General features: G+C 71.7%; 26 protein-coding genes. 24 read left to right on the forward strand and 2 right to left on the reverse strand.

Going from position 1 to position 23265, the window contains the following annotated elements:
- The first annotated feature begins 59 nt into the window (after nt 1–59).
- Nucleotides 60–2003, forward strand: coding sequence for an ATP-dependent zinc metalloprotease FtsH (gene ftsH, locus ACFY1T_RS19420; protein ID WP_390789218.1), 1944 nt, complete (start codon nt 60–62; stop codon nt 2001–2003).
- 89 nt (nt 2004–2092) lie between these two features.
- On the opposite strand, the gene ACFY1T_RS19425 is transcribed toward ftsH, so the two are convergent.
- Complete coding sequence (locus tag ACFY1T_RS19425; RefSeq protein WP_390789219.1) at nt 2093–2770, reverse strand: methyltransferase type 11; 678 nt, start codon at nt 2768–2770, stop codon at nt 2093–2095.
- A 131-nt stretch (nt 2771–2901) separates the two neighbouring features.
- Between ACFY1T_RS19425 and proS the strand changes: the two genes are divergently transcribed.
- The 18 genes from proS (at nt 2902) to ACFY1T_RS19515 (ending at nt 17889) form a co-directional block, all read left to right on the forward strand.
- On the forward strand, nt 2902–4314 hold the full coding sequence (gene proS, locus ACFY1T_RS19430; protein WP_030859861.1) for a proline--tRNA ligase: 1413 nt from the start codon (nt 2902–2904) through the stop codon (nt 4312–4314).
- A 328-nt stretch (nt 4315–4642) separates the two neighbouring features.
- Complete coding sequence (locus tag ACFY1T_RS19435) at nt 4643–5242, forward strand: hypothetical protein (RefSeq protein ID WP_030298455.1); 600 nt, start codon at nt 4643–4645, stop codon at nt 5240–5242.
- A gap of 180 nt (nt 5243–5422) precedes the next feature.
- Entirely contained in the window at nt 5423–5863 is a 441-nt protein-coding gene (rpsP, locus tag ACFY1T_RS19440; protein WP_030859859.1) for a 30S ribosomal protein S16, read from the forward strand.
- A gap of 2 nt (nt 5864–5865) precedes the next feature.
- A complete protein-coding gene (locus ACFY1T_RS19445; protein ID WP_030011889.1) occupies nt 5866–6105 on the forward strand; it encodes an RNA-binding protein in 240 nt (79 codons plus the stop codon).
- 96 nt (nt 6106–6201) lie between these two features.
- Complete coding sequence (gene rimM / locus ACFY1T_RS19450) at nt 6202–6759, forward strand: ribosome maturation factor RimM (protein WP_030859857.1); 558 nt, start codon at nt 6202–6204, stop codon at nt 6757–6759.
- A complete protein-coding gene (gene trmD, locus ACFY1T_RS19455; protein WP_390789220.1) occupies nt 6759–7580 on the forward strand; it encodes a tRNA (guanosine(37)-N1)-methyltransferase TrmD in 822 nt (273 codons plus the stop codon). Before rimM ends, trmD begins: the two co-directional genes overlap by 1 nt.
- A 133-nt stretch (nt 7581–7713) precedes the next feature.
- Complete coding sequence (gene rplS, locus ACFY1T_RS19460; protein WP_008737520.1) at nt 7714–8064, forward strand: 50S ribosomal protein L19; 351 nt, start codon at nt 7714–7716, stop codon at nt 8062–8064.
- Nucleotides 8065–8107: 43 nt separating this feature from the next.
- Nucleotides 8108–8878 (forward strand): signal peptidase I, encoded by a 771-nt coding sequence (lepB, locus tag ACFY1T_RS19465; protein ID WP_390789221.1) that lies wholly within the window; start codon nt 8108–8110, stop codon nt 8876–8878.
- The gene (gene lepB / locus ACFY1T_RS19470) at nt 8871–9911 is read left to right on the forward strand and encodes a signal peptidase I (RefSeq protein WP_390789222.1); all 1041 of its coding nucleotides are present in this window, start codon (nt 8871–8873) and stop codon (nt 9909–9911) included. Before lepB (ACFY1T_RS19465) ends, lepB (ACFY1T_RS19470) begins: the two co-directional genes overlap by 8 nt.
- Nucleotides 9912–10024: 113 nt before the next feature.
- Nucleotides 10025–10918, forward strand: a complete 894-nt coding sequence (lepB, locus tag ACFY1T_RS19475; RefSeq protein ID WP_030859847.1) for a signal peptidase I — start codon at nt 10025–10027, stop codon at nt 10916–10918.
- 44 nt (nt 10919–10962) lie between these two features.
- The gene (gene lepB, locus ACFY1T_RS19480; RefSeq protein ID WP_390789223.1) at nt 10963–11784 is read left to right on the forward strand and encodes a signal peptidase I; all 822 of its coding nucleotides are present in this window, start codon (nt 10963–10965) and stop codon (nt 11782–11784) included.
- Entirely contained in the window at nt 11774–12280 is a 507-nt protein-coding gene (locus ACFY1T_RS19485; RefSeq protein ID WP_390789224.1) for an NUDIX hydrolase, read from the forward strand. The genes lepB (ACFY1T_RS19480) and ACFY1T_RS19485 overlap by 11 nt, the downstream gene beginning before the upstream one ends.
- Nucleotides 12281–12335: 55 nt before the next feature.
- A complete protein-coding gene (locus tag ACFY1T_RS19490; RefSeq protein ID WP_006139554.1) occupies nt 12336–12644 on the forward strand; it encodes a DUF2469 domain-containing protein in 309 nt (102 codons plus the stop codon).
- A gap of 162 nt (nt 12645–12806) precedes the next feature.
- Complete coding sequence (locus ACFY1T_RS19495; RefSeq protein ID WP_384716093.1) at nt 12807–13178, forward strand: YraN family protein; 372 nt, start codon at nt 12807–12809, stop codon at nt 13176–13178.
- On the forward strand, nt 13178–14818 hold the full coding sequence (locus tag ACFY1T_RS19500) for a YifB family Mg chelatase-like AAA ATPase (RefSeq protein ID WP_390789225.1): 1641 nt from the start codon (nt 13178–13180) through the stop codon (nt 14816–14818). Before ACFY1T_RS19495 ends, ACFY1T_RS19500 begins: the two co-directional genes overlap by 1 nt.
- A 260-nt stretch (nt 14819–15078) precedes the next feature.
- On the forward strand, nt 15079–16233 hold the full coding sequence (gene dprA, locus ACFY1T_RS19505; protein WP_390789280.1) for a DNA-processing protein DprA: 1155 nt from the start codon (nt 15079–15081) through the stop codon (nt 16231–16233).
- A 209-nt stretch (nt 16234–16442) separates the two neighbouring features.
- Nucleotides 16443–17279: an RNA polymerase sigma factor WhiG gene (whiG, locus tag ACFY1T_RS19510; RefSeq protein WP_229336246.1), complete on the forward strand. Its 837-nt coding sequence runs from the start codon at nt 16443–16445 to the stop codon at nt 17277–17279.
- 52 nt (nt 17280–17331) lie between these two features.
- Nucleotides 17332–17889 carry a TetR/AcrR family transcriptional regulator gene (locus ACFY1T_RS19515; protein WP_030859832.1) on the forward strand — a complete coding sequence of 186 codons (558 nt, stop codon included), beginning with the start codon at nt 17332–17334 and terminating at the stop codon, nt 17887–17889.
- Here the strand turns inward: ACFY1T_RS19515 and ACFY1T_RS19520 are convergent.
- Nucleotides 17869–18336, reverse strand: coding sequence for a M23 family metallopeptidase (locus ACFY1T_RS19520; protein WP_390789226.1), 468 nt, complete (start codon nt 18334–18336; stop codon nt 17869–17871). The genes ACFY1T_RS19515 and ACFY1T_RS19520 overlap by 21 nt on opposite strands.
- A 251-nt stretch (nt 18337–18587) precedes the next feature.
- On the opposite strand from ACFY1T_RS19520, the gene rpsB reads away from it, so the two are divergent.
- From rpsB to ACFY1T_RS19545, 5 genes are all read left to right on the forward strand, one after another.
- Complete coding sequence (rpsB, locus tag ACFY1T_RS19525) at nt 18588–19472, forward strand: 30S ribosomal protein S2 (protein ID WP_390789227.1); 885 nt, start codon at nt 18588–18590, stop codon at nt 19470–19472.
- A gap of 135 nt (nt 19473–19607) precedes the next feature.
- Nucleotides 19608–20444 (forward strand): translation elongation factor Ts, encoded by an 837-nt coding sequence (gene tsf, locus ACFY1T_RS19530; protein WP_030859826.1) that lies wholly within the window; start codon nt 19608–19610, stop codon nt 20442–20444.
- A gap of 163 nt (nt 20445–20607) precedes the next feature.
- The gene (gene pyrH / locus ACFY1T_RS19535) at nt 20608–21387 is read left to right on the forward strand and encodes a UMP kinase (RefSeq protein WP_030162523.1); all 780 of its coding nucleotides are present in this window, start codon (nt 20608–20610) and stop codon (nt 21385–21387) included.
- 85 nt (nt 21388–21472) lie between these two features.
- Nucleotides 21473–22030 carry a ribosome recycling factor gene (frr, locus tag ACFY1T_RS19540; protein WP_030162526.1) on the forward strand — a complete coding sequence of 186 codons (558 nt, stop codon included), beginning with the start codon at nt 21473–21475 and terminating at the stop codon, nt 22028–22030.
- Entirely contained in the window at nt 22030–23106 is a 1077-nt protein-coding gene (locus ACFY1T_RS19545) for a phosphatidate cytidylyltransferase (RefSeq protein ID WP_390789228.1), read from the forward strand. The genes frr and ACFY1T_RS19545 overlap by 1 nt, the downstream gene beginning before the upstream one ends.
- Nucleotides 23107–23265: the final 159 nt, after the last annotated feature.

The following is a 23265-nucleotide window of genomic DNA, read 5'->3' on the forward strand; positions in this document are numbered from 1 at the left end:
GCGCAATGGTGCGTTATATCCCTTATGGTCGGCCACGAGGACGGCAGTAAGGAGGCCACGTGCCCAGCCCCACCCCCGTACCGCCTCGCGACCGTGCCGACACGCCCTGGCGTTCCGAGGGCGCGCCGACGCCTCCGCCCAAGAGGAAGATGCCCGGGGGCTGGCGCGGGCTGGCCCTCGCCGCACTGATCGTCTTCCTGCTCGCCAACGTGGCCCTGTCGTACTTCAACCAGGGAGACGAGCCGACCGTCTCGTACACCGAGTTCAGCAAGCAGGTCGCCGCCGGCAACGTCTCGAAGATCTACTCCAAGGGCGACGCCATCCAGGGCGAGCTGAAGAACAAGCAGCCGCTGCCCGACGGCGACAAGGGCGACTACACGAAGTTCGTCACCCAGCGCCCGGCCTTCGCCGACGACGACCTGTGGGCGAACCTCAGCAAGCACGACGTCGTCGTCACCGCCTCCCCGGTCGTCGTGCAGCGCAGCTTCCTGGCCAATCTGCTGATCTCGCTCGCCCCGATGCTCCTGCTGGTCCTCCTGTGGGTGTTCATCGCCCGCCGCATGGGCTCGGCCATGGGCGGCGCCGGCGGACTGGGCCGCAAACAGCCGCCCAAACCCGTCGAGCTGGAGGGCGGCAAGCGCACCACCTTCGCCGACGTGGCCGGCATCGACGAGGTCAAGGGCGAGCTCAACGACGTCGTCGACTTCCTCAAGAACCCGCAGCGGTACCGGGCCCTGGGCGCCAGGATGCCCGGCGGGGTGCTGCTCGCCGGTCCTCCCGGCACGGGCAAGACCCTGCTCGCCCGTGCTGTGGCCGGCGAGGCCGGGGTGCCGTTCTTCTCCGCCTCCGCCTCCGAGTTCATCGAGATGATCGTCGGCGTGGGCGCCTCCCGGGTCCGCGAACTCTTCTCCGAGGCGCGCAAGGTGGCCCCCTCCATCGTCTTCATCGACGAGATCGACACCATCGGGCGGGCCCGCGGCGGCGGGGCCGCCATGGGCGGCCACGACGAGCGCGAGCAGACCCTGAACCAGATCCTCACCGAGATGGACGGCTTCTCCGGATCGGAGGGGGTCGTCGTCATCGCCGCCACCAACCGGCCCGACGTGCTCGACCCGGCGCTCACCCGCCCCGGCCGCTTCGACCGCACGGTGTCGGTCTCCCCGCCCGACCGGGCCGGCCGCGAGTCCATCCTGCGGATCCACACCCGGGACATCCCGCTCGCCGCCGACGCGGACCTCGACCAGGTGGCCCGCACCACCCCCGGCATGACGGGCGCCGACCTCGCCAACCTGGCCAACGAGGCCGCCCTGCTCGCGGTGAAGCGCAAGCAGACCCAGGTCACCCAGGCCGATTTCATGGACGCCCTGGAGAAGGTCCAGCTGGGTGCCGCACGGTCGCTGGTCATGCCGGAGGAGGAGCGCCGCCGCACGGCCTACCACGAGAGCGGCCACGCCCTGCTGGGCATGCTCCAGCCGGGCGCCGACCCGGTCCGCAAGATCACGATCGTGCCGCGCGGCCGGGCGCTCGGCGTCACCCTCTCGACCCCCGACGCGGACCGCTACTCGTACACGGAGGACTACCTCCGCGGCCGCATCATCGGCGCGCTGGGCGGCATGGCCGCCGAGCACGTCGTGTTCGACGTCATCACCACGGGCGCGGAGAACGACCTGGAACAGGTCACCAACCTCGCGCGCGGCATGGTGGGCCGCTGGGGCATGAGCGAGCGCGTCGGCCGCCTCACCGCGATCCCGGCGGACGCGCAGAGCCCGTACGGGCTGCTGGCGGCCCCCGCCACCCTCGACGTCGTGGACCACGAGATGCGGCGGATCGTCGACGAGTGCTACGAGGAGGCCTGCCGGCTGCTGCGCGAACACCGGCCGAAACTCGACGCGCTGACCGAGGCCCTGCTGGCCAACGAGACCCTGGACGAGCCGGCCGCCTACGAGGCCGCGGGCATCCCCCGGCTGTCGAAGGAGCCGAAGGAGCCGAGGGAACCGAAGTAGCCGCGCGGCCACCGCGGCCCCTCGCGGCCGGTCCGCGCCCGGCCCGCCCCGTTCCGGGGCCGCGCAGGTCCCGCCCGGCCCCGTCGCGGCTACGGCACGCGGGCGATCACGTAGCGGAAGATGTTCGGCAGCCAGACGGCGCCGTCCGGCCGCTCGTACGGGTGAAGCGCCTCGGTCAGCTCCTTCTCGACCTGCGCCGGATCGGACGAGGACTCGTAGAGCCCCGTCGACAGCAGCCCCCGCACCGCGCTGTCCACGTCCGCGTACCCGAAGGGGCAGAACACCCGCCCCGACCCGTCGGGCGCGAGCCCGGCCCGCGCCACGGCCGCGTCGAGGTCCCGCGGCTCGGGACCGCCGCCCAGGACGGCGGGGACCGTGCACCGCTCCGGCGGGCCCCAGTCGGCCAGCACCACCGCACCGCCCCGCCGGAGCGCGGGCAGGGCCGCGTCCAGGGCCGCCGCGGACGGCGAGAAGGCCAGCAGCACGTCGTACGGGCGCGCGCCGTCCGGCGGGGCCGGGACCACGTCCAGCAGCCGCTCGCGCGCCAGCGCCCGCCGCGCAGGATCCGCCTCCACCCCCGTCGCGGCGGCTCCCCGCCCCGCGGCCAGCAGCAGGGCCAGCCCGGACCCGCAGTCCAGGCCGAGCAGCCGGTCGCCCGGCCCGACCTCCAGCCGGTCGTAGACCGCTTCGTACAGCGGTACCAGCATCCGTTCCTGGATCTCCGCCCAGTCACGGGCGACGAGCGTCGCCGTCGGCGTCGGTGTCATCGAAAGAGCGCTCCTGATTCCTTGTCGCCCCCTTGCCCCCGTTGCCAGAGAACTCCCCATTCGCCCCCGCGTCCAGAGGAGTGCGCCACCCGATTCACGCTCGGTGCGCCCGGCGCCGTACCATTCGCGCCATGGCAAAGGCACCCGTTCTCACCCCCCAGGCGGAGGATTTCCCCCGCTGGTACCAGGATCTGATCAACAAGGCCGAACTGGCCGACAACGGTCCGGTACGCGGCACCATGGTCATCCGACCGTACGGCTACGGGCTGTGGGAGCGGATGCAGCAGGAGATGGACGCGCGCATCAAGGACGCGGGCGCCCAGAACGCCTACTTCCCGCTGTTCATCCCCCAGTCGTACCTGACGAAGGAAGCCGAGCACGTCGAGGGCTTCGCCCCCGAGCTCGCGGTCGTCACGCACGGCGGCGGCAAGGAGCTGGACGAGCCGGTCGTGGTCCGGCCCACCTCCGAGACGATCATCAACGACTACTTCTCCAAGTGGGTCCAGAGCTACCGCGACCTGCCCCTGCTGATCAACCAGTGGGCGAACGTGGTCCGCTGGGAGATGCGTCCGCGCGTCTTCCTCCGTACGAGTGAGTTCCTCTGGCAGGAGGGCCACACCGCCCACGCCACGTACGAGGACGCCCGCGACTACGCCGCCCGCATCCACACGGACGTGTACGGCGACTTCATGACGAACGTGCTCGGCATCGACGTCGTGCTCGGCCGCAAGACCGCCAAGGAGCGCTTCGCCGGCGCCATCAACACCCTCACCCTCGAGGGCATGATGGGCGACGGCAAGGCGCTGCAGCTGGGCACGAGCCACGAGCTCGGCACCAACTTCGCCAAGGCCTTCAACACGCAGTACCTGTCGAAGGAAGGCAAGCAGGAGCTCGTCTGGCAGACCTCGTGGGGCGTCTCGACCCGCATGGTCGGCGGCCTGATCATGTCCCACGGCGACGACAACGGCCTGCGCGTCCCGCCGCGCCTCGCGCACGTCCAGGTCGTCGTCATGGCGATCAAGGGCGACGAGGCCGTCACCAAGGTCCGTGAGCTCGGCGCGCAGCTGAAGGCCGCCGGCATCCGCGTGCACGTCGACGACCGCGTCGACACCCCCTTCGGCCGCCGCGCCGTGGACTGGGAGCTCAAGGGCGTACCGGTCCGCGTCGAGATCGGCCCCCGCGACCTGGAGGCCGGCACCGCGATGCTGGCCCGCCGGATCCCGGGCGGCAAGGAGCCCGTGCAGATCGACGCGCTCGCCGACCTGCTGCCCAAGGTGCTCGAGGAGGACCAGGCGCAGCTGCTGCGCGAGTCCCGTGAGCGCCGCCTGGCCCGCACCTCCGACGTCTCCACCATCGAGGAGGCCGCCGAGGCCGCCGTCGCGGGCGGCTGGGCGCGGATCCCGTGGGCCGACCTCGGCCCCGAGGGCGAGGCCAAGCTGGGCGAGCAGGCCGTCTCCGTACGCTGCCTGATCGCCGCGGACGGGTCGGTTCCGGAGTCGGACGACGCCCCGGGTACCCTCGCGATCGTCGCGCGCTCGTACTGATCGCCGCCGTCCGACCAGCAGGGCCGGTCCCGGCGCACGGCACGAGCCGTGCGCCGGGACCCGCCCCGCGGGGGGGCCGGTACGGCCCCCACCCCCCGGGGGCGGCGGGTCCGCCCCCCCGCCCGCCCCCCCGCGGGGCGGGCCCCGGCGCACGGCACGAGCCGTGCGCCGGGACCGGCCCTGCTGGTCGACGTTACGTACCGACTCCTCCTGGGATCGGCGCACCCGTCCTCGTCGCGACGCATGAGACTGAACTGACTGGTACGTGCAAAAAATTTGGAATGGCCCGGAATCGGAACACCGGGGCACCCCGGCTCGTTGTCACGACGTGAGCACGACACCACCTGTTCTCGCCGCAGAGCTGGCGCAGGCGTGGGCCGACATTCAGCGGTACCACCCCGAGCTGCCTGACCTTGCCGCGCCCGAGTCCCTGATCGGAGAGTCCTCGTCCGCCTGCGGCGCCGAACTCTCCTTCGAGCGACTGCTGCACGAGGCAGTCCACGGCATCGCCGCCGCCCGCGGAGTGCGCGACACCTCGCGAGCAGGCCGCTACCACAACCGCAGATTCCTCGCGATCGCCGAGGAGATGGGGCTGGACCACTCCGACGAGCCGCATGCCAGCAGCGGCTTCTCGCTGGTCTCGCTCAATCCCGAGGCGAAGAAGCGCTACCGCCCCACCATGGAGCGGCTGCAGCGCGCGCTGAAGGCGCACACGGCCGCGACGGCCGCCGACACCAAGCGCAGCTTCCGCGGGCCGGCCGCCCGGCACGGCTCCTCGGGTGGCGGTGTCCGCGTCAAGGCGGTCTGCGACTGCGGGCGCAACGTGCGGGTGGTCCCCTCCGTGCTGGCGCAGGCGCCGATCGTGTGCGGCGGCTGCATGAAGCCGTTCCGCATCCCCGAGGTCGCCGTCTCGGCCGCAGCCTCCTGACCCCGGCCGGACTCCCCGCGAGAAGCGCCGCAGGCATGTGGCACAATGGCTAGCTGTACTCGACAGTCGCATAGGACCCCTCTCTCCTCCGGCTGACGCGTCCATCGGGCACCCGAGTACCGCAACCCCACGTGGCATCTCATGTGCCCAACCACGTCAAGTTCAGGAGACACCACTCCAGTGGCAGTCAAGATCAAGCTCAAGCGCCTCGGCAAGATTCGCCAGCCGCACTACCGCATCGTCGTCGCCGACGCCCGCACCCGCCGGGACGGTCGCGCGATCGAAGAGATCGGTATCTACCACCCGACGTACAACCCGTCGCGCATCGAGGTCAACGCCGAGCGTGCGCAGTACTGGCTGTCGGTCGGCGCCCAGCCCACCGAGGCCGTGCTCGCCATCCTGAAGCTCACCGGTGACTGGCAGGCGCACAAGGGCCTCCCGGCCCCCGCGCCGCTGCTGCAGCCGGAGACGAAGGAGAGCAAGCGTCGCTCCTTCGACGAGTTCGCCAAGGCCCTCGAGGGCATCGGCGAGACCAAGGGCGAGGCCATCACGCAGAAGGCGAAGAAGGCCGACAAGAAGGCGGACGAGGCTGAGGCCACCGCCGAGTCGACCGAGGCCTGAGCATGCTCGAGGAGGCTCTTGAGCACCTCGTAAAGGGCATTGTGGACAACCCCGACGAAGTGCAGGTCGCCTCGCGCAACCTGCGTCGCGGACAGGTGCTCGAGGTCCGGGTTCACCCGGACGACCTCGGGAAGGTGATCGGCCGCAACGGCCGCACCGCACGTGCACTGCGTACCGTCGTGGGCGCCATCGGCGGCCGGGGGATCCGCGTCGACCTCGTCGACGTGGACCAGGTCCGCTGAGACTTGGTTCATCGAGAACGTGAATCACCGGCACGGGCCGGGGAGGGCATTCGTGCCCGCCCCGGCCCGTCGTCGTCTGAACAGGAGAAGACACAAGTGGAGCTGGTTGTCGCGCGGATCGGCCGCGCCCACGGGATCAAGGGTGAGGTCACCGTCGAGGTGCGGACCGACGAGCCGGAGCTGCGGCTCTCGCCCGGTGCCGTTCTGCGGACCGAACCGGCGTCGGCGGGTCCGCTGACCATCGAGACGGGCCGCGTGCACAGCGGGAGGCTGATGCTCCGCTTCGCCGGCGTCAAGGACCGCACCGGCGCCGAGGCGCTGCGCAACATCCTGCTCATCGCCGACGTCGACCCGGCCGAGCTCCCCGAGGAAGAAGACGAGTACTACGACCACCAGCTGATGGACCTGGACGTCGTACTCGAGGACGGGACCGAGATCGGCCGGATCACCGAGATCTCCCACCTGCCCTCGCAGGACCTCTTCATCGTCGAGCGCCCCGACGGCACCGAGGTGATGATCCCCTTCGTCGGGGAGATCGTCGCCGAGATCGACCTGGAGGAGCAGCGCTGCGTCATCACCCCGCCGCCCGGGCTGATCGACGACCGCGCCGAGATCGTCTCCACGCGGGACGCCGAGCCCGAGGGCGACGCCTGATGCGTCTCGACGTCGTCACGATCTTCCCCGAGTACCTGGAGCCGCTGAACGTCTCCCTCGTCGGCAAGGCGCGGGCCCGCGGGCAGCTCGACGTACACGTCCACGACCTGCGGGACTGGACGTACGACCGGCACAACACGGTCGACGACACCCCGTACGGCGGCGGTCCCGGCATGGTCATGAAGACCGACCCGTGGGGCGAGGCCCTCGACGAGGCCCTGGCCGACGGATACGAGTCCGGTGCGCACGGGCCGGTCATGGTCGTCCCCACGCCCAGCGGCCGCCCGTTCACCCAGGAACTGGCCGTCGAGCTCTCCGAGCGGCCCTGGCTGATCTTCACGCCGGCCCGCTACGAGGGCATCGACCGCCGCGTCATGGACGAGTACGCCACGCGCATGCCGGTCTACGAGGTCTCCATCGGCGACTACGTGCTGGCGGGCGGCGAGGCGGCCGTCCTGGTAATCACCGAGGCCGTGGCCCGGCTGCTGCCGGGAGTCCTCGGCAACGCCGAATCGCACCGCGACGACTCCTTCGCGCCCGGCGAGATGGCGAACCTGCTGGAGGGGCCGGTCTACACGAAGCCCCCGGAGTGGCGCGGCCGGGGCATCCCGGAAGTGCTGCTCAGCGGCCACCACGGGAAGATCGCCCGCTGGCGCCGGGACGAGGCATTCCGCCGGACCGCGCGGCACCGCCCCGATCTGATCGAGCGCTGCGAGGCCTCCGCCTTCGACAAGAAGGACCGCGAGATCCTGAGCATCCTGGGCTGGCGGCCCGCCGCCGACGGCCGATTTTGGCGTAGGCCGGAGGCCGTGGAAGAATAGGCGGCTGCTGTGTGCTCGCGTGCGCCCCTGCCACAGGGGGACAGTCGCCCGCCGAGTGACGCGGCTCCCGAATTCTCTCCGGAAACCCGCACCGGCGGCCTGTGGCGTCGTGCGAAGAAAGCAGACGAAGAACATGTCTCACCTGCTCGATGGCGTCAACGCCGCCTCGATCCGCTCCGACGTCCCGGCCTTCCGCCCGGGTGACACGATCAACGTGCACGTCCGCGTCATCGAGGGCAACCGCTCCCGTATCCAGCAGTTCAAGGGTGTTGTCATCCGTCGCCAGGGCTCTGGCGTCTCCGAGACCTTCACCGTTCGCAAGGTCTCCTTCAGCGTCGGCGTCGAGCGCACCTTCCCGGTGAACTCCCCGATCTTCGAGAAGATCGAGCTCGTCACCCGCGGTGACGTCCGTCGCGCCAAGCTGTACTTCCTCCGTGAGCTCCGCGGCAAGGCCGCGAAGATCAAGGAGAAGCGCGACCGCTGATCTCCTCTCCGGGTCCCGGGGGCGGCCGGATAGGCTCCCCTCGATGGACACCGAAGCAGAGCTCTCACAGCGCGGCCACTCCTCCCCCGAACCGGGGGAGGGGCGGCCGCGTTCTGCGTTGTGGGGGCGGCGTGCGCTGCCGGGGTGGCGGGTCTTCCTGACGTTGCGGGGAGCCGCCGTGCTCGGCGTGCTCTGCACGTGCTTCCTGCTGCTGCTCAGCAATTTCGTCGTACAGCCCTTCCTGATCCCGAGCCGGTCGATGGAACCGACGCTGCGGGTCGGGGACCGGGTGCTCGTGAACAAGCTGGCGTACCGTTTCGGAGACCAGCCGAAGCGCGGGGACGTGGTGGTCTTCGACGGCACGGGGTCCTTCGTACGGGAGGGCGCCGAGGGCAACCCGATCGGCGAGGCCCTGCACGGCGCGGCCTCCGCGCTCGGGATCGGCGAGCCGTCCGAGACCGACTTCGTGAAGCGGGTCGTGGGCGTCGGCGGTGACGACGTGGTGTGCTGCGATGCAGGCGGGCGGATCAAGGTGAACGGGGTTCCGGTGGACGAGCCGTACCTGTATCCGGGAGACGGGCCCTCGAAGGTGCCCTTCCGGATCGTCGTACCCCTGGGGACCCTGTGGGTCATGGGTGATCATCGTTCCCAGTCCCGGGACTCCCGGGACCACCTGGGGGAACCGGGCGGGGGGATGGTGCCGGTGGAGAAGGTGATCGGGCGGGCCGACTGGATCGGCTGGCCGGTCTCGCGCTGGGGGTCCATTCCCGCGGCTCCCGCCCCGGCCGTGCCCTCCGGCGGCGGTCATGGGTAGCCGGGGGCGTTCGAGAGGCGGCCGGATCTCCGAGCCGGAGCCGGAGCCGGAGCCGAGGCGGACGCCCCAGCCCCCGCCCGCGCCCCGGTTCTGGCGTGCACCCGAGACTCCGGGCGGCCCCGCGCCGTGGCGGGAGCCCGAGCCGGGGCGGGAGCCCGAGCGGCAGCGGGAGCCCGAGCCCGCCGCGGTCCCCGAGCGGCCGGTGCGGGAGACCGGGTCGCGGCGAGGGGCCAAGGCGCAACCCGTCGCGGCCGAGACCGGCGGCCGGGCGGCGCGGCGCCGGCTGGCCCGCCGGGTCAAGCGGCGCAGACGCACCCGCCGGGTGGGCGAGGTACCGCTGCTGATCATCGCGGCGCTGTGCATCGCGCTCGTCCTCAAGACCTTCCTCGTGCAGGCCTTCTTCATCCCGTCCGGATCCATGGAGCAGACGATCCGGATCGGCGACCGCGTGCTGGTCGACAAGCTGACCCCGTGGTTCGGATCCAAGATCGAACGCGGAGACGTCGTCGTCTTCAAGGACCCCGGCGGCTGGCTGAAGGGCGAGGCCGCGCGTCCGCCCGAGGACCCGGTGGGCGTCAAGCAGATCAAGGAGACGCTGACCTTCATCGGCCTGCTGCCCTCCGCCGACGAACAGGATCTGATCAAGCGGGTCATCGGCGTCGGCGGCGACACCGTCGTGTGCTGCGACGCCAAGGGCCGCGTCACCGTCAACGGCACGGCCCTCGACGAGCCGTACGTGAGTCCCGGCAACGCACCCTCCGAAATCCGGTTCGAGGTACAGGTGCCCAAGGGGCGGCTCTTCGTCATGGGCGACCACCGGGCGAACTCGGCCGATTCCCGCTACCACCTCGACGAGGCCTTCGACGGCACCATCGACGAGGGCGGGGTCGTGGGGCAGGCGGTCGTCATCGCCTGGCCGTTCGACCACTGGCGCAAGCTCGAACAGCCCGCGACCTTCCGTTCGGTCCCCGATCCGGCCCCGAGCGGGCGACGCGGCCGTCGTGGGCGCCGCCGGGGCCCGCCGTTCGCATAGTGTGTCCTCGGTCTCCCGCGCCTTAGGGAACTCCCGCTCGTTAAGGGAGGGGAGGGCCCGTGCCTGGTTCGGCGCGGGCGGCGATCTGCGAGTGAGGAGTGGATGTGGGGGATGTGGCGGTAGGCGCGCGATCCGGACGCGACGAAGGCGAGGAGCGGCCGGACGATGCCGAGCGCGAGGCCGAGGACGGTGGTGCCGAGGCGCGCCCGCACCGCTCGTTCTGGAAGGAGCTCCCGCTCCTCATCGGCATCGCCCTGCTGCTCGCCCTGCTGATCAAGACCTTCCTGGTACAGGCGTTCTCGATCCCGTCCGACTCGATGCAGAACACCCTGCAGCGCGGCGACCGGGTCCTCGTGGACAAGCTGACCCCGTGGTTCGGCTCGGAGCCCGAGCGCGGCGAGGTCGTGGTCTTCCACGACCCGGCGAGCTGGCTGGCGGGGGAGCCCACCCCGGAGCCCAACTTCGCGCAGACGATCCTCAGCAAGATCGGCCTGATGCCCTCCGCGGACGAGAAGGACCTGATCAAGCGGACCATCGCCATCGGCGGTGACACGGTCGAGTGCAAGAAGGGCGGACCGGTCGTCGTCAACGGCAAGGAGCTCGACGAGCCGTACATCTACCCGGGCAACACCCCGTGCGACGACGCCCCGTTCGGTCCGATCACGGTGCCCAAGGGCAAGATCTGGGTGATGGGCGACCACCGGCAGAACTCGCAGGACTCCCGTTACCACATGCAGGACTCCACCCAGGGCTTCGTACCGGTCGACAAGGTCGTCGGGCGGGCCGTGGTCGTGGCCTGGCCGATCACCCGCTGGGCGACCCTGCCCATCCCGGACACCTTCGACCAGCCGGGCATCGGCAACCAGACCAAGGCGACCGCGATGGGCCTCGGGGCCGCCGGGCTGGCGCCCGTCGGGCTCGGTCCCGCCGCGCTGGGCCTCGTCGGAGCGGTTCCGGTCGTGATGTGGCGCCGGCGGAGGCTGACCAGCGGGACTACCGGCAGGTAGGGTGCCGCCCAGGTCGTCGATCCCGGAACTGTGGGGGCGCTGCAATGGGCGAAACGCTGAATACGCAGACAAGCGGTACCGAGGGCATACGCGGTACCGGAGGAACACGCGGTGGCAAGGACGGCCGCGGCGGTCTCGGCAACGTGTTGTCGGGAGTCGCCGTGGCCGTCGGCTTTGTGCTCTTCCTGGGCGCCTTCGCCTGGGGGGCCTTCACCTACCGGCCGTACACGGTGCCGACCGACTCGATGATGCCGACGGTGAACCCCGGGGACCGCGTGATCGCGCAGCGGATCGACGGCGGTCAGGTGCGGCGCGGCGACGTGGTCGTCTTCACCGACCACCTGTGGAGCGACACGCCCATGGTCAAGCGGGTCGTCGCCGTCGGCGGCGACACCGTGAAGTGCTGCGGGACGGGCGGCCGCCTCACCGTGAACGGCAAGGAGCTCGACGAGCCGTACCTCGAGCACGCCCTGCCCGAGGGGGCGCCCGAGAACAGCGCCCCCCTGCCGGCCTCCGACACCCCCTTCGAGGTCACGGTGCCCGAGGGCAACCTGTTCCTGCTGGGCGACCGGCGCGCCGCCTCGCTCGACTCCCGGGCCCACCTCCAGGAGGCCGGCCAGGGCACCGTGCCGCGGTCCGCGGTCCAGGCCCGGGTCGACGCCCTCGCGTGGCCCACGGTGAAGATGCTGGAGCGGCCCGCCGCCTACGCCTCCCTCCCCGGAGGGACCTCGCGGCCGGGGCCGCTTCGCCTCCAGGTGACCGTCGTGGTCGCCGGAGCCGCCCTGGTGCTGCTGGGGGCCGCGTACGGGCCCCTCGTACGGGTCCTGCGGCGCGGGCGGCGGAGGGAGCCTGCCGGTGCCCGCTGACGAGGCCGCCGCGGACGGCCCGCGCAAGGTGTCCCGGGTGATCCTGCTGGACCCCGCCGACCGGATCCTGCTGCTCCACGGCTTCGAACCGGACAATCCCGCGGACCACTGGTGGTTCACCCCGGGCGGCGGACTCGAAGGCGACGAGACCCGTGAGCAGGCCGCGCTGCGGGAGCTCGCCGAGGAGACGGGGATCACAGAGGTGGATCTGGGGCCGGTGCTGTGGCACCGGTACTGCTCGTTCCCGTTCGACGGTCGGCGCTGGGAGCAGGACGAGTGGTACTACCTGGCCCGGACCGAGCGGACGCGGACCGAGCTGGGAGGCCTCACCGAGCTGGAGCGACGCAGCGTCAGCGGTGCCAGGTGGTGGACCTCCGAGGAACTTCTCTCGGCCCATGAGACGGTGTACCCGACCAGACTCGCCGAGCTGCTCCGTACGCTGCTCGACGATGGTCCCCCGGGTGCGCCGGTGGTCCTGGCCCCGGAAATCGTTTAGGGGCGCGGGGGCCTGGCGCACAATAGGGGGACGCACGGCTGAAGGGGAACATGCCATGAGCGCCGAGGACCTCGAGAAGTACGAGACCGAGATGGAGCTGAAGCTCTATCGCGAGTACCGCGACGTCGTCGGGCTGTTCAAGTACGTGATCGAGACCGAACGTCGTTTCTACCTCACGAACGACTACGAGATGCAGGTGCACTCGGTCCAGGGGGAGGTGTTCTTCGAGGTCACGATGGCCGACGCCTGGGTGTGGGACATGTACCGGCCGGCCCGCTTCGTGAAGCAGGTGCGGGTGCTGACCTTCAAGGACGTGAACATCGAGGAGCTCAACAAGAGCGATCTCGAGCTGCCGGGCAGCTGACGCCCGGTCCTTCGCCACTTGCGCGCGCTCGCGCGCCCACCGCCCCGGCCGCCCCGCATTCACCCTCAGGGGTGAGCGGGTTGTCCACAATGCCCTCACTGTCCACCAAGATCCACGGGGTGGGCGGGACCGCGGGATCGTCGGGGGCGGAGGTGGTGCCCGATGAACGCGAACGGCGTGGCACGGCAGGCATTGGGGCGGTACGGCGAGGAGCTCGCGGCGCGGCGGCTGGCCGAGGCCGGGATGACGGTGATCGCCCGCAACTGGCGGTGCCGCAGCGGGGAGATCGACATCGTCGCGCGGGACGGGGACGCCCTCGTCGTGTGCGAGGTCAAGACACGCCGGGCGGGGGAGTTCGAACACCCCATGGCCGCCGTCCGCCCCGGCAAGGCCGAGCGACTGCGGCGGCTCGCCGGGCGCTGGCTCGCCGACCACGGAGGACCGCCCGCGGGCGGGGTGCGCATCGACCTCGTGGGAGTCCTGCTGCCGCGGCGCGGCGCGCCCGTGGTGGAGCACGTCCGGGGGGTGGCGTGATGGGGTTCGCACGAGCCTGCTCGGTGGCCCTGGTGGGCGTCGACGGCGTGGTGGTGGAGGTCCAGGCCGATCTCGAGCCCGGGCTCGCCGCCTTCACCCTGGTGGGGCTGCCCGACAAGACCCTGACCGAGAGCCGGGACCGGGTGCGGGCCGCCGTCGTGAACTCGGGCGCGACCTGGCCGCAGAAGAAGCTCACGGTCGGGCTCAGCCCGGCCTCCGTACCGAAATCGGGCGCGGGGTTCGACCTGGCCGTCGCCGCCTCCGTGCTGGGCGCCGCCGAGCTGGTCGATCCCGCGGCCATCGCCGATCTGGTGCTGATCGGGGAGCTGGGGCTGGACGGCCGCGTACGGCCGGTGCGGGGCATCCTGCCGGCGGTGCTCGCGGCGGCCGACGCCGGGTACCGGAACGTGGTCGTGCCGCAGCAGTGCGCCGCCGAGGCCATGCTCGTCCCCGATGTCAGCGTGCTCGGCGTGCGCAGCCTGCGCCAGCTGATCGCGGTCCTCACCGACGGGGAGGTCCCCGAGGAGGAACCACCGGATCCGCCGGGGCGCCCCGATCCGATGCTGGCCGGGCTGGTGGTCCCGGGCGCGGGGATCGGCACAGGGATCGCCCGCGGCGGGGGCCCGGCCGGGGAGGGCGAGAGCCCGGACTTCCCCGACCTCTCCGATGTCGCCGGGCAGCACGGTGCCCGGCGCGCCCTGGAGGTGGCGGCCTCCGGGGGCCACCACCTCTTCCTCAGCGGCCCCCCGGGAGCCGGCAAGACGATGCTGGCCGAGCGGATCCCCTGGATCCTGCCGCCGCTGTGCCGGCAGGACTCCCTGGAGGTCACCGCCGTGCACTCGGTCGCCGGGGTGCTGCCGCCCGGGGAACCGCTGGTCGCCCGGCCCCCGTACTGCGCGCCCCACCACTCGGCGACGATGCAGTCCCTGGTCGGCGGCGGAGCGGGGGTGCCGCGGCCCGGGGCCGTCTCCCTGGCGCACCGGGGCGTGCTGTTCCTCGACGAGGCCGCCGAGTTCGGCACGAAGGCGCTGGACGCGCTGCGCCAGCCCCTGGAGTCGGGGCACGTGGTCATCGCCCGGGCCGCCGGGGTGGTGCGGCTGCCGGCCAGGTTCCTGATGGTGCTCGCCGCGAACCCCTGCCCGTGCGGGCGGCACACCCTGCTCGGGGCCGGCTGCGAATGCCCGGCCTCGGTGATCCGCCGCTACCAGGCCAGGCTGTCCGGGCCACTCCTGGACCGGGTGGACCTGCGGGTGGAGGTCGAGCCGGTCACCCGCTCCGACCTGCTCGGGCGCGGCGGCCGCGGGGAGTCCACCGCTGTCGTCGCCGACCGGGTGCGGGAGGCCAGGGACCGCGCCGCGGTGAGGCTCGCCGACACGCCGTGGCGGCTCAACGCGGAGGTGCCGGGGCACGAGCTGCGCACCCGCTGGCAGGCGGCCCCCGGGGCGCTGGCACAGGCCGAGCGTGACCTGGAGCGCGGGCTGCTGACCGCCCGCGGGCTGGACCGGGTGCTGCGGGTCGCCTGGACCGTGGCCGACCTGCGCGGCCGGGACCGCCCCGAGCCCCTGGACGTGGCCGTGGCCCTCGAACTGCGCACCGGCATCGCCCGCGGCGCGGCCCTGGCCATGGAGGTCGGGCCGTGACCGCCGCACAGCGGAGCGGACCCCCTGAGGGGCCGTGGCGGAGCGACGGGCCCGGGTGGGCGGCCGATTCCGGCCCGGGCGCCCGGGCCGGACAGACCGGTGACGCCGGGCAGGCCGGTGACGCCGGGCCGGCGGGCGGGCCCGGTCCGTTCGGAGGGCCTTGGCCGGACCACACGGCCGAACCGCCGGGCAAGCCCGATCCGGCCGACGGGTCCGATCCGGATGTCCGGCCGGGCACGGCCGACGGGCCCGGTCCGGAGGTGCTGGCGCGGGCCGCCCTGACCCGGGTGCTGGAGCCCGGCGACGAGATCGGCGGGCGGTGGTTGCGCGAGCACGGCGCCCCCGGGCTGATACGGCTGCTGACCGGTCCGCCGCAGAGCGCGGCGGCGGCGCTGGCCGGGGTCGGGGAGCAGCGGCTCGCGGGCTACCGCAGACGGGCCGCGCTCGCCGACCCCCGGCGGGATCTGGCGGTCGCCGCCCGCGGTGGCGGGCGGTTCGTCTGCCCCGGCTCCCCGCAGTGGCCGACCCAGCTCGACGACCTCGGCGACGCCCGGCCCGTCGGGCTCTGGCTGCGCGGCAGAGCGGACCTGCGGACCTGGGCGCTGCGCTCCGTCGCCCTGGTCGGGGCCCGGGCCTGCACCCCGTACGGCGCGCACATGGCCCAGAGCCTGGCCGCCGGGCTCGCCGAGCGGGGCTGGGTGGTGGTCTCCGGGGCGGCGTACGGGGTCGACGGCGCGGCTCATCGAGGCGCCCTCGCCTCGGGCGGGGCCACCGCCGCGGTGCTCGCCTGCGGAGTGGACGTCGCCTACCCGCGCGGGCACGCCGAACTGCTCGGCCGGATCGCCGCGCAGGGGCTCGTCCTGGGGGAGCTGCCGCCGGGCAGCCACCCGACCCCGAGCCGCTTCGTGCAGCGCAACCGGGTCATCGCCGCGCTGACCCGCGGCACCGTGGTGGTCGAGGCGGCCCACCGCAGCGGCTCCCTGGTCACGGCCCGGCGGGCCCAGCGGCTCGGCCGGTTCACCATGGGCGTCCCCGGCCCTGCCACCAGCGGGCTCTCGGGCGGGGTGCACGAACTGCTGCGCGGCGAGGCCGTGCTCGTCACGGACGCAGCGGAAGTGGTCGAGCTCGTCGGCGGCATGGGCGAACTGGCTCCCGAGCGGCGCGGCCCCGTGCTCGCCCGGGACCTGTTGCACCGGGACACCGCCCGCGTGCTCGAGGCCCTCCCGGCCGGCCGGCCCGCGCACGCGGAGGAAGTGGCCCTCGCCGCGGGCACCGGCACCGATGAAGTCATCGGCAGACTGTACGAACTTCACTCTCTGGGGTTCGTCGAACGGCAGGGCGAGGGCTGGCAGTTGACCAGGCGAATCCCTGAGGGAGGCACACAAACCGGTGGCACCCGGCGAGGCGGTGGTTGACCTGGGGTGTTCCGGTGAAAGAGTGAAGCCGATGAGAGACGCGGTCTTCCCGGTGGCAGTCGCCGGGACCGAGCGCCAGGCGCCGGTCCCGGGTCGCCCGCGCGAGTCCGGACGCTCCGGTGCCCATGCGCGATCCCGTACTCTTCGCGCACCGCGACACTTCCGTCACGCTACGCTCCCAAGGAATCCGGCTCCGGCAAAGGCGAAGCATGCCCCAGCACACCTCAGGGTCTGACCGCGCTGCGGTGCCCCCCGCTGCCCGCGGCAGCGTGCGGACCACCGCGCCCTCGTCCCTCGAGGTGCTGTGGCGCTCGTACAAGGAGAGCGGGGACGAGCGGCTGCGGGAGCAGCTGATCCTGCACTACTCACCCCTGGTGAAGTACGTCGCCGGCCGGGTCAGCGTGGGGCTGCCGCCCAACGTGGAGCAGGCCGACTTCGTCTCCTCCGGGGTCTTCGGGCTGATCGACGCCATCGAGAAGTTCGACATCGACCGGTCCATCAAGTTCGAGACGTACGCGATCACCCGCATCCGGGGCGCGATGATCGACGAGCTGCGCGCCCTGGACTGGATCCCGCGCTCGGTCCGGCAGAAGGCGAAGTCCGTGGAGCGGGCCTACGCCGTGCTCGAGGCCCAGCTGCGCCGCACCCCCACCGAGCACGAGGTGGCCGGCGAGATGGGCATCGCCGTGGAGGAACTCCACGCCGTGTTCAGCCAGTTGTCGCTGGCCAACGTGGTCGCCCTGGAGGAGCTGCTGCACGCGGGCGGCGAGGGCGGCGACCGGCTCTCGCTGATGGACACCCTGGAGGACACCGCCGCCGACAACCCGGTCGAGGTGGCCGAGGACCGCGAGCTGCGCAGGCTCCTGGCCAGGGCGATCAACACCCTGCCGGAACGCGAGAAGACCGTCGTCACGCTGTACTACTACGAGGGCCTCACGCTGGCCGAGATCGGCAACGTACTCGGCGTCACCGAGAGCCGGGTGAGCCAGATCCACACCAAGTCCGTGCTCCAACTGCGGGCCAAGCTGGCGGATGTCGGGCGATGAGCTTGCGCCGCCTCCGTAGAGTGGAGGTGTGCCCAGGATTCGAGCGGCCTCCGTGGCCGAGCACCGGTCGATGCAGCGCGGCGCCCTGCTGGACGCCGCGCGTTCCCTGCTGTCCGAAGGCGGGACGGAAGCGCTGACCTTCCCCGCCCTCGCGGAGCGCACCGGCCTCGCCCGGTCCTCCGTGTACGAATACTTCCGCTCCCGCGCGGCCGTGGTCGAAGAGCTGTGCGCGGTGGACTTCCCCGTGTGGGCCGCCGAGATCGAGGCGGCGATGGAGCGGGCCGATGCGCCCGAGGCCAAGGTCGAGGCCTACGTGCGGAGCCAGCTGGGGCTGGTCGGGGACCGGCGCCACCGTGCGGTGGTCGCGATCTCGGCCAGTGAGCTGGACGCGGGGGCGCGGGAGAAGATCCGTGCCGCGCACGGGGGGCTCGTGGCCATGATCGTGGAGGCGCTGGGCGCCCTCGGGCACGAGCAGCCCCGGCTCGCGGCGATGCTGCTGCAGGGGGTCGTCGACGCGGCCGTACGGCGCATCGAGCTGGGCGCCGCCGAGGATCCCGGTGTGGTCACCGAAGCCGCCGTGGCCATGGCCCTACGGGGCGTACGCGGCTGAGTCCGGCAGCAGTCTGGGCGTCGGCCGGGGCAGGAGTGCCAGGGGGTTCAGGTACGTCGTGCCCGAGAGGAGGCCCCAGTGGAGGCACGGGCCGGCGCAGTGCGTGCCCTCCGTGAGGACCGCCACCACCTGGCCCGTCGTGACCTCCTCGCCCTCCGCCACCAGCGGCCGGACCGGCTCGTACGTGGTGCGCAGGCCGCCCGGGAGGGTCAGGGACAGGACCCCGCGCCCGGCCACCGGGCCCGCGTGGTGGACCCGCCCCGGCCCCACCGCCCGGAGCTCCGCGCCCACCGGGGCGGCCAGGTCCACCCCGCGGTGCCCCGCCGCGTACGGGGTCGGGGGCGGGTCCCACCAGCGGGCCACCACCAGGGGCGGCGGGAGCGGCCGGGCGCCCGGGGAGAACGCCTGGGCGAGGGTCAGGAGCAGCGTGAGCAGCAGTGTCGTCATGCCGTCCAGGTTGCCGCCGCGTCGCGGAGCGTGAGCGGGCCTGTGGACGACGGGCCGGGTGTGGACAACGGCGTCACCTGGCATACCGCCCGGTCCCGTACACTTCTTACGGCGATCCGGGTCACCGGGTCGACTTCGCACGCCCCAGCACCAGCCGCTCAGGCCGGGTGAAAGCGTCTCTCGGTCCCCTTCGTCGGGGGCAGGGCGCGGTGGGGCGTCAGGAACCAAACCGAGAAACCAAGGAGATGGCCATGGCCGTCGTAACGATGCGGGAGCTGCTGGAAAGCGGCGTCCACTTCGGTCACCAGACCCGTCGCTGGAACCCGAAGATGAAGCGCTTCATCTTCACCGAGCGCAACGGCATCTACATCATCGACCTGCTCCAGTCGCTGTCGTACATCGACCGCGCCTACGAGTTCGTCAAGGAGACCGTCGCCCACGGCGGCTCCATCATGTTCGTCGGTACCAAGAAGCAGGCCCAGGAGGCCATCGCCGAGCAGGCGACGCGCGTTGGTATGCCGTACGTCAACCAGCGCTGGCTGGGTGGCATGCTCACCAACTTCTCCACCGTCTACAAGCGCCTTCAGCGTCTGAAGGAGCTTGAGGCGATCGACTTCGAGGACGTCGCCGCCTCGGGTCTCACCAAGAAGGAGCTCCTGGTCCTCTCCCGCGAGAAGACCAAGCTGGAGAAGACCCTCGGTGGTATCCGCGAGATGTCGAAGGTCCCCAGCGCCGTCTGGATCGTCGACACCAAGAAGGAGCACATCGCCGTCGGTGAGGCGCGCAAGCTCCACATCCCGGTCGTCGCGATCCTCGACACCAACTGCGACCCCGACGAGGTCGACTACAAGATCCCGGGCAACGACGACGCGATCCGCTCCGTCACCCTGCTCACCCGCGTGATCGCCGACGCCGTCGCCGAGGGCCTCATCGCCCGCTCCGGCGCTGCGACCGGTGACTCGAAGCCGGGCGAGAAGGCCGCCGCCGAGCCGCTCGCCGAGTGGGAGCGCGACCTGCTCGAGGGCGAGAAGAAGGCCGACGACGCCGCCGAGGCCGCCCCGGCCGAGGCCGCTGTCGAGGCCCCCGCGGCCGAGGCCGTCGTCGAGGCTCCGGCCGCCGACGCCGAGCAGGCCTGACCCTCTGAGAGAGCCCGGCGTTCATCCGCCGGGCACTCGCAGCACGGACGATGACGGCGGGGGAGCCGCGCCTGGGGCGCGACTCCTCCGCCGTTCACCCGTAGATCTACGACTTCGAGAGAGAATCACAGACTCATGGCGAACTACACCGCCGCTGACGTCAAGAAGCTCCGCGAGCTCACCGGCGCCGGCATGCTGGACTGCAAGAACGCGCTGGTCGACTCCGACGGTGACGTCGACAAGGCCGTCGAGGCGCTCCGTATCAAGGGTCAGAAGGGCGTCGCCAAGCGCGAGGGCCGTTCTGCCGAGAACGGTGCCGTCGTTTCCCTCATCGCCGACGACAACACCTCCGGTGTCATCGTCGAGCTGAAGTGCGAGACGGACTTCGTCGCGAAGGGCGAGAAGTTCCTCGCCGTCGCCAACGAGCTGGCCGCGCACGTCGCCGCCACCTCCCCGGCCGACATCGAGGCGCTGCTCGCGTCCGAGATCGCCCCGGGCAAGACCGTCACGGCCTTCGTGGACGAGGCGAACGCCAACCTCGGCGAGAAGATCGTCCTGGACCGCTTCGCGCAGTTCACCGGCGGTTACGTCACCTCGTACATGCACCGTACGATGCCCGACCTGCCGTTCCAGATCGGTGTCCTGGTCGAGCTCGACAAGGAGAACGCCGAGGTCGCCCGCGGCGTCGCGCAGCACATCGCCGCGTTCGCGCCGAAGTGGCTGTCCGCCGAGGACGTCCCGGCCGAGGTCGTCGAGTCCGAGCGCCGCGTCGCCGAAGAGGTCACCCGCGCGGAGGGCAAGCCCGAGGCCGCCCTGCCGAAGATCGTCGAGGGTCGTGTCAACGGCTTCTTCCGCGACAACACGCTGCTCGGCCAGGCGTACGCCCTGGACGCCAAGAAGTCCGTCCAGAAGGTTCTGGACGAGGCCGGTGTCACCCTGGTGCGCTTCTCGCGCATCAAGGTCGGCATCTGAGTCCGTCCTTACAACGACGGACACCGGACCCCGGTAGGGTCTGAAGCAGTCGTCCGCGTGCGCGCGGAACGACCGCAGATCTGACGAGGAGGCCATTGCCGTAGAGGGAACCGCGAGGACCCACCGGCAATGGCCTTCTTCGTATGTGCACGAGGAGATCTCCATGAATCAGGGCGTGGACCCCCACACCGCTTCCGACGACAAGAGCGACCACGACAAGAAGGGCCGCCGCTTCATGCTGAAGCTGTCGGGCGAAGCCTTCTCCGGTGGTGGAGGACTGGGCGTCGACCCCGACGTCGTCCATGCCATCGCGCGCGAAATCGCCGCGGTGGTCCGTGACGGCGCGGAGATCGCCGTCGTGATCGGCGGCGGAAACTTCTTCCGCGGCGCCGAACTCCAGCAGCGCGGCATGGACCGCGCGCGGTCCGACTACATGGGCATGCTGGGCACCGTCATGAACTGCCTCGCCCTCCAGGACTTCCTGGAGAAGGAAGGCATCGACTCCCGCGTGCAGACCGCCATCACCATGGGCCAGGTCGCGGAGCCCTACATCCCGCTGCGCGCCGTACGGCACCTGGAGAAGGGCCGCGTCGTGATCTTCGGCGCCGGCATGGGCATGCCCTACTTCTCCACCGACACCACGGCCGCCCAGCGGGCCCTGGAGATCGACGCCGAGGCCCTGCTCATGGGCAAGAACGGCGTCGACGGGGTCTACGACTCCGACCCGAAGAAGAACCCCGACGCGGTGAAGTTCGACGCGCTGGAGTACAGCGAGGTGCTGTCCCGCGACCTCAAGGTCGCCGATGCCACCGCCATCACGCTGTGCCGCGACAACAAGCTGCCGATCCTGGTCTTCGAGCTGCTCGCCGAGGGCAATATCGCCCGCGCCGTCAAGGGTGAGAAGATCGGCACGCTCGTGAGCGACCAGGGCACCCGGGCCTGAGCATCCGGGCGCCGGGCCCGGCCCCGCTCGGCCGAGCCCGCCCCGCCCGCCTGAACCATCCATATCTGACATGCAGGAGCACGTGGTGATCGAAGAAATCCTCCTCGAGGCCGAGGAGAAGATGGAGAAGGCCGTCGTCGTCGCCAAGGAAGACTTCGCGGCGATCCGCACCGGTCGTGCGCACCCGGCGATGTTCAACAAGATCGTGGCGGACTACTACGGCGCCATCACGCCCATCAACCAGCTCGCGTCCTTCTCGGTGCCCGAGCCGCGCATGGCGATCGTGACCCCGTTCGACAAGAGCGCCCTGCGCAACATCGAGCAGGCCATCCGCGACTCCGACCTGGGCGTCAACCCCAGCAACGACGGCAACATCATCCGGGTGACCTTCCCCGAGCTGACGCAGGACCGCCGCAAGGAGTACATCAAGGTCGCGCGCACCAAGGCCGAGGACTCCAAGGTCTCGATCCGCGCCGTCCGCCGCAAGGCGAAGGACTCCCTCGACAAGCTCGTCAAGGACAAGGAGTCCGGCGAGGACGAGGTGCGCCGCGCGGAGAAGGAGCTCGACGACACCACCGCGAAGTACGTCGCGCAGGTCGACGAGCTGCTCAAGCACAAGGAAGCCGAGCTCCTCGAGGTCTGATGAACGACTCTCCCTGGGCCACGGAGCCGGTTCCGGCGGGTCCCGCATACGATGCGCTGGTGGGCCCGCACACTCGGCCCATGCCCATCGTGCCCGATGCCGCCGGCCGTGACTTCGACGACCGGGAAGCACGCGATCGGGGGGCCGCCGCCGAAGGCGGCCCCCCGTTCCGCGCCGAGACGCCGCCGCAGGAGCCCATGCCCAGCCCCCCGCCCCCGCCCTCGCAGGCACCGCAGGACCCCTCGCCCCCGCCGCCGAAGAAGCGGGCCGGGCGAGACCTGCGTGCCGCCATAGGGGTCGGTGTCGGCCTCGGCGCGGTGATCTTCGCTTCGCTGTTCATCGTCAAGGCGGTCTTCGTCGGCGTCATCGTCGTCGCCGTCGTCGTGGGCCTGTGGGAGCTCACCTCCCGGCTCCAGGAGAAGAAGGGCATCAAGGCGCCGCTCGTCCCGCTCGCGGTCGGCGGCGCCGCCATGGTCATCGCCGGATACGTCCGGGGGGCCGAGGGCGCCTGGGTCGCCATGGCCCTGACCGCGCTGGCGGTCCTGGTCTGGCGGATGACCGAGCCGCCCGAGGACTACCTCAAGGACGTCACGGCCGGCGTCTTCGCGGCGTTCTACGTGCCCTTCCTGGCCACCTTCGTCGCGATGCTGCTCACCGCCGACGACGGTCCGGAGCGCGTGGTCACCTTCCTGCTGCTGACCGTGGTCAGCGACACCGGTGCCTACGCGGTGGGCTGGCGCTTCGGCAAGACCAAGCTGGCGCCGCGCATCAGCCCCGGCAAGACCCGCGAGGGACTGTTCGGCGCGGTGGCCTTCGCCATGGCGGCCGGCGCGCTGTGCATGGAGTTCCTGATCGACGGCGGCGTCTGGTGGCAGGGCCTGCTGCTCGGTCTCACGGTCGCGGTCAGCGCCACGCTGGGCGACCTCGGCGAGTCGATGATCAAGCGGGACCTGGGCATCAAGGACATGGGCACGCTGCTCCCGGGCCACGGCGGCATCATGGACCGCCTCGACTCCCTGCTGCCCACCGCCCCGGTGGTGTGGCTGCTGCTCGCCGCCTTCGTCGGCACCGGCTGAAAATCGGGCTCCGCGGCTTCCGGCCGACGGGCGGTTCACCAGGGCAACCCCGCTGAGCTGGGACGACGTACGTCTGAAGGCTTTGGGTGGGTCCGGGCGGTTACTCTTGAAGGGCGCGCTGCTTCTGCGGCGCGCCTTTCGTCTTACGAGGAGTACCAG

The organism is Streptomyces sp. NPDC001194 (assembly GCF_042896985.1).
Lineage (GTDB): Bacteria > Actinomycetota > Actinomycetes > Streptomycetales > Streptomycetaceae > Streptomyces.